1 protein-coding gene is annotated in these 1,076 nt (G+C 30.4%); it reads left to right on the top strand.

The genetic code is table 11. The features are described 5' to 3' along the window. The first annotated feature begins 251 nt into the window (after window positions 1–251). Window positions 252–473: a YtxH domain-containing protein gene (locus EDM02_RS03165; RefSeq protein ID WP_123663033.1), complete on the top strand. Its 222-nt coding sequence runs from the start codon at window positions 252–254 to the stop codon at window positions 471–473. Window positions 474–1,076 lie beyond the last annotated feature (603 nt).

The raw sequence follows: 1,076 nt of genomic DNA, 5'->3' as shown, positions 1-1,076 counted from the left end.
GGGGAAAGTGGATTATTTATGATTAAATTTAATTGTCTATTGCAACGGCCTCGTTAGGTATATGCATATTTTGTTTGTTTTTTATAAGCTTTTTATTGTAAATTCAACTTATAGTAGAAGTAAGCGTATACGTATAGGATGGTTATGGTAACTTTACTTCTTTTATATTTTAGTCTTTATATATTTAGTTTTTTATATAGAGATATTTTTCGAGAGGTTTGCGTACATTAATATTTTAAATTACAAAAGTCATGTATATCTATAGAAATGTGTATTATTTAGTCTTAGGGGTAGTCTTAGGTGCTGTATTGGGAATTTTAGTTTGTGATGAAACTAAAAAAGAAATCATAAAAGCAATCCAAAATAAAGCAAAATTCTTTTCAGATAACTGCAAAGCAACTTCTGAAGAGGCAATGGATTCGGTTAAGGGTTCTGTAAATAGCGCTAGAAGTTCTCTGAAAGATTTATTGTAGTATATATCCATTATATATTATTATATATTAATGGATAATAATGGGGAAACAAAAGACGAATCATGCTTTGTTTCTCCATCATTATTTTGTATCCCTTAACATTATACATCTATAATATAATTAATTATGTCTAAAAAATTATTTTTAATATTGGGAATACTTGTGGGAGGGGTGCCTTTGGTGTGGTATGCTATTCCTGATCAACAAAGGTCTAAACTTAAAGGCGTTTTATATAACCGGATGCAACATGTTTTCCTAGTTACTGTAACAAAATACTTATTAAAAAATTTGGTAAGAAATGCAGTTAAGACGTATTTAAGTTAATAATGTATCCGTTCAGTGATGTGGCCTATGCGTATCCGTGTTCGTACCAATTAGAAATAGTACAATAATACTAGATCGTAAAAAATGCGCCTTGCATAAAGCTGTGACTAGAAAATTTCGTATCCGTTCAGTCGTATGGCCTATCCGTGTTCATACCAATCGGAAATAGCGCAATAATGTAAGTTTATAAAAAATGCGCCTTGAAAAAACTGTGGAAAGAAAAGAAAGGAAAAAAATCAAAAGAAAATCATTTTGTCTGAGCTCCGTAGGAGCGAGATT

This window comes from Candidatus Cardinium hertigii (assembly GCF_003788695.1).
The sequence above is the reverse complement of the archived record's forward strand: the minus strand, read 5'-3'. Positions and strand labels throughout refer to the sequence as shown.